Genomic DNA, 3,899 nt, shown 5'->3' on the forward strand with positions numbered 1-3,899 from the left:
GGCCCCTTCCCCACCACCAGATCCAGGGCGAAATCCTCCATCGCCGGATAGAGCACCTCCTCGCAGGCCTTGGGGAGACGGTGAATCTCATCGATGAAGAGGATATCTTTTTCCTCCAGGGTGGTGAGGATGGCGGCCAGGTCCCCCGGACGCTCCAGGGCCGCCCCGGAAGTGATCCTGAAATTCACCCCCAGTTCCTGGGCCACTACCTGGGCCAGGGTGGTCTTCCCCAGCCCCGGGAAACCGGTAAGGAGCATGTGATCCAGGGGCTCTCCCCGGGCCCGCGCCGCGGAAAGATATACCTGGAGTTCCCTTTTGATGTCTTCCTGGCCGATATATTCCGCCAGGCTACGCGGGCGCAGATTTTCCATTTTCAAAAGGAATTATACTCAGGGCCTATCCCGGAGAGAAGTGCTTCAGGGCCTTGCGCAGCAGTTCGTCCAGATTTTCCTCCCCGGTAAAGACCGCCGCCAGGGCCTCCTCGGCCTCCCGGGCGGAGAAACCCAGGTTCTTAAGGGCCAGAAGGGCCTCCTCGTAAACCGGGGAAGGGGCCGTTTTCTTCTTCTGGAGTGCCAGTTTTCCCCTCAGCTCCACACATAGTCTTTCCGCCCGACGGGGACCTATACCCGGAACCCGGGAAAGGGCCTGGATGTCCTCTCTCTGAACCGCTTCCTCCAGTTCTTCCGGCCGGAAAAAGGCCAGAAGATTCAGGGCCAGACGCGGCCCCACCCCGGAAAGCGAGGCCAGAAGACGGAAGGTCTCGCGCGAGGTCTCGTCGGCGAAACCGAAAAGCTCGGGGGTCCCTTCTTGGATCCACAGGCATACCGGCAAACGCACCACTTCCCCTACCGGAGGAAGGGTTTCCACCAGGGTGAAGGGTACCGTGACCTCCAGCACCACCGGACCGGCCTCGACCCAGATCCTGCCCGGCAGCTTACGTCGCAGACGTCCGGTTATCTCGGAAAGCATGAACGTATCCTCAGAAGGTGGGTCAAGGCCAGGGCCAGGGCATCGGTAGCATCCAGAGGAGGATCTTCCTCCAGGTCCAGCATATTTTTTACCATGTAGGCCACCTGTTCCTTGCTGGCCCTGCCGTTTCCGGTAAGGGTCTGTTTAACCGTGGAGGGATGATAGAGATACCAGGAGAGCCCCTTTTGAGCGGCCAGAAGAAGGACCACCCCCTGGGCCTGTCCCAGAGCCAGGGCCGCCCGGGGAAACCGTTCCGGGATCACCTCTTCCAGGACCAGCACCCCGGGACGGAACTCCTCCCACAAATGCAACAGTTCCTGATAAAGGGTCCTAAGTCGTTCGGGCAGCGGATCCTGTCTTTTTAAGGATAGAGTACCCCAGCTCAGGACCCGGGGGTTACCCTCTTCCTCCACCACCGCGTAACCGGTAACCCGGGAGCCGGGGTCTATGCCCAGTATCCGCACCTACTCATTCCCGGAAAGTTTTTCCAGTAATTCCTGAGGGATGTCGAAGTTGGCGTAAACGTTCTGAACATCGTCATGATCCTCCAGTTTTTCCATAAGGCGCAGGATCTGCTGAGCGATCTTCTCGTCCTCCACCCGGACCGTAGTTTTGGGGACCAGGGTAACCCGGGCCGAGGCCAGGGGAAGGCCGGCTTCTTCCAGTCCGGAACGGACGGTTTCAAATTCCTCAGGGCCGGTGATGATCTCGAATTCTCCCTCGTAGGTCCTCACATCCTCGGCCCCGGCCTCCAGAGCGGCTTCTAGGACCTGTTCCTCGGAAAGACCGTCCCGGGGGACCACGATGAGGCCCTTCTTTTCGAAGATCCAGGACACGGCCCCGGGTTCAGCCAGATTCCCCCCGTATTTACTGAAGATATGACGCAATTCGGAGACCGTGCGACGCCGATTGTCGGTTACACTCTGGATAAGGATGGCCACCCCTCCGGGCCCGTAGCCCTCGAAGGTGGCCTCCTCATAGCGGGTGCCTTCCTCCAGGCCCAGTCCCTTACGGATGGCCCTTTCGATATTTTCTTTGGGCATATTAACGGCCTTGGCCGCAGCGATGGCCGCCCGCAACCGGGGATTGGAATCCGGATCGCCGCCTCCGAGTCTTGCCGCTACCATGATCTCGCGGGTGATCTTGGTAAAGATACGGCCCCGTTTGGCATCCTGTGCGGCCTTTTTACGTTTTATCTGTGCCCAGTGAGAATGTCCGGCCATAGATACCTCCTCTTTTCCCGTGAGGCTAATCCATTATAACTTTTCCTGCCCCGGAACCAAGTCCAGAGGTGGATTTAACCGAAGAAGTGTTTGGGGGCCATCCTCAGGGAATAACGGATGAGGTGTCCGGCAAGATCGAAAACCCGCCTGGCCCGATCGAGGAGGGCTCCGTCGGCGGTAAGAACCACCTCTCCGGAAAGGACCAGGCGTTCGGCCTCCTTTACCGCAAGCACCTCACCCGGAATCCTTAAGGGGCGTAGGATCCGCTGGCGCAACCTTTCCGCAAGTTTGCCCGAACCCGAGACCGGGGCGTCGAGATAGATCCCTAGAAAAGCCGGTGGATAGCGCCGGAAGAAACGCAGGATAAGGGTCTCCATGCGGGGCAGCTGGGTTTCGAGGTGCGGAAAACGCCCGTAGGCCCTTTCGGCATCGCGGACAAAACCATCCCGGGAAAGGACCAGCGGGCAGCCGGAAAGGGCGTGGCTCAGGGTGGCAAGCACGTTGTAGCCGTCCATCGTGACCCTTTTTCCGGAAAGCTCGGCGGCCCGCACCCTCTTTTGGCGGCGACGGAGGGCTATCTCCCGGGGAGGCGTGGCCCGGAGAAGGAGCTCCCTTTCGGCCCGGGAAAGGCCGAAATGATCGCCCACAAGCTTTAAGGCCGCTTTTTCCGGATACCCCCGGTCAAGGAGAAAGGCCAGATCCCTGGCGGCTTCCTTAAGGATGTCCTCGGTCATCATTTTTAAATCCTATCCCCAAAAGTTTCTCTCCCCCACCTGGAGAGAACTGTTTTTTACTTGAAGAAAAGCTTCCGGGCCTTGCCGAAAGGCCTCTTGCGGGTTAGAAAGACTTGCGTTCCGGTTTTAGGCTTCAGGTAAGGAGGGTACCCCATGAAACGTCCCATGACTATGGCGGAAAAGATCCTGGCCGATCGGGCCGGGGTGGCGGCGGTGGAGCCCGGGGAGCTGGTGGAGGTCCCGGTGGATCTCACGCTGGCCAACGACATCACGGCGCCGCTGGCTATCAGGATCTTCGAGGAGACGCGTATAAGCCGGGTCTTTGACCCGGAGCGCATCGTGTTGGTCATGGATCATTTCACCCCTAACAAGGACATCAAGAGCGCCGAGCAGGTGCGGATCTGTCGCGAGTTTGCCCGCCGTTTCGGTATCCGGCATTATTACGAAGGAGGAGCCTGTGGAATAGAACATGCCCTGCTTCCGGAACTGGGGCTGGTGGTTCCGGGAGACATCGTCATCGGGGCCGACAGCCACACCTGCACCTACGGAGCGCTCGGGGCCTTTGCCACCGGGGTGGGGTCCACGGATCTTGCCGCGACCTGGATCACCGGCCGCACCTGGTTCAAGGTGCCGGAGACCATAAAGTTCGTCTATCGGGGAAAACTCAAACCCTGGGTCTCGGGAAAGGATCTTATTCTTTACACCATCGGGGACATCGGGGTGGATGGGGCCCTTTACCGGGCCATGGAGTTTTCCGGGGAGGTCATAAGGCGACTTTCCATGGCCGAAAGGTTCACCATGGCTAACATGGCCATCGAGGCCGGAGGCAAGGTGGGGCTTATGGAGCCGGACCGAAAGACTCTGAACTATGTACGCGGAAGGACCAAACGCGAGCCCCGGATCTACCGCAGCGACCGGGGGGCGCGGTATCTCGAGGTGCGGGAATACGACTGTTCAAAGATAGATCTTCAGG

At 59.6% G+C, this 3,899-nt stretch carries 6 protein-coding genes; 1 reads left to right on the plus strand and 5 read right to left on the minus strand.

The features are described from left to right. From F8J34_RS03625 to F8J34_RS03645, 5 genes are all read right to left on the minus strand, one after another. Nucleotides 1-371: AAA family ATPase (locus tag F8J34_RS03625; protein ID WP_297056625.1), on the minus strand; the 371-nt coding region annotated here is incomplete at its 3' end. A gap of 25 nt (nt 372-396) precedes the next feature. Then, entirely contained in the window at nt 397-969 is a 573-nt protein-coding gene (gene ruvA / locus F8J34_RS03630) for a Holliday junction branch migration protein RuvA (RefSeq protein WP_297056627.1), read from the minus strand. Beyond that, a complete protein-coding gene (gene ruvC, locus F8J34_RS03635; protein WP_297056629.1) occupies nt 954-1,433 on the minus strand; it encodes a crossover junction endodeoxyribonuclease RuvC in 480 nt (159 codons plus the stop codon). Before ruvC ends, ruvA begins: the two co-directional genes overlap by 16 nt. Beyond that, nucleotides 1,434-2,192 carry a YebC/PmpR family DNA-binding transcriptional regulator gene (locus F8J34_RS03640; RefSeq protein ID WP_297056631.1) on the minus strand — a complete coding sequence of 253 codons (759 nt, stop codon included), beginning with the start codon at nt 2,190-2,192 and terminating at the stop codon, nt 1,434-1,436. A 74-nt stretch (nt 2,193-2,266) separates the two neighbouring features. Then, nucleotides 2,267-2,926 carry a DUF434 domain-containing protein gene (locus tag F8J34_RS03645; protein WP_297056632.1) on the minus strand — a complete coding sequence of 220 codons (660 nt, stop codon included), beginning with the start codon at nt 2,924-2,926 and terminating at the stop codon, nt 2,267-2,269. A gap of 153 nt (nt 2,927-3,079) precedes the next feature. Here F8J34_RS03645 and F8J34_RS03650 point away from each other — a divergent pair. Further along, a partial coding sequence (locus tag F8J34_RS03650; RefSeq protein ID WP_297056634.1) for an aconitase family protein occupies nt 3,080-3,899 on the plus strand: 820 nt, incomplete at its 3' end.

Source organism: Thermosulfurimonas sp. (assembly GCF_015491435.1).
In the GTDB taxonomy this organism is placed as follows: Bacteria; Desulfobacterota; Thermodesulfobacteria; order Thermodesulfobacteriales; family Thermodesulfobacteriaceae; genus Thermosulfurimonas_A.